Source organism: Aerococcus sp. L_32 (genome assembly GCF_050689315.1).
Window position 1 is genome coordinate 1 of record NZ_JBOEQF010001117.1, and the last position, 601, is coordinate 601.

General features: G+C 41.9%; 1 protein-coding gene. It reads left to right on the forward strand.

Features of this window, described 5'->3' with window-relative positions; all coding sequences use genetic code 11:
* On the forward strand, window positions 1-601 hold a 601-nt coding region (locus ACRCJ0_RS18470), incomplete at both ends, for a class I tRNA ligase family protein (RefSeq protein ID WP_431391629.1).

Consider the following 601-nt stretch of genomic DNA (forward strand, 5'->3'; position numbering starts at 1 on the left):
TCACCAAATTCCAGCTTGGTACCACAAAGAAACTGGTGAAATGTATGTCGGTATGGAAGCACCTGCTGACAGCGAAAACTGGGAACAAGATCCTGATGTTTTAGATACTTGGTTCTCATCTGCCTTATGGCCGTTTTCAACTATGGGGTGGCCAGATACTGATGCAGAAGACTTTAAACGCTACTACCCAACTTCAACATTGGTAACAGGGTATGACATTATCTTCTTCTGGGTCGCGCGTATGATTTTCCAAGGGTTGGAATTCACTGGTCATCGTCCATTCAAGAATGTTTTAATCCACGGTTTAATCCGTGATAGCCAAGGGCGTAAGATGTCTAAATCTCTAGGTAACGGGGTTGACCCAATGGATGTTGTTAACGAGTATGGTGCTGACGCTTTACGTTGGTTCCTAGCAACTGGTTCAACACCTGGTCAAGATATCCGTTTCAACGAAGAGAAACTGGAAGCTGCTTGGAACTTTATTAATAAGATCTGGAATGCTTCTCGTTATGCCATCATGAATCTTGATGACTTAACTTATGATGAAATAGACTTATCAAACGTGACTGAAATCAAAGACCAATGGATTTTAACACGTCTA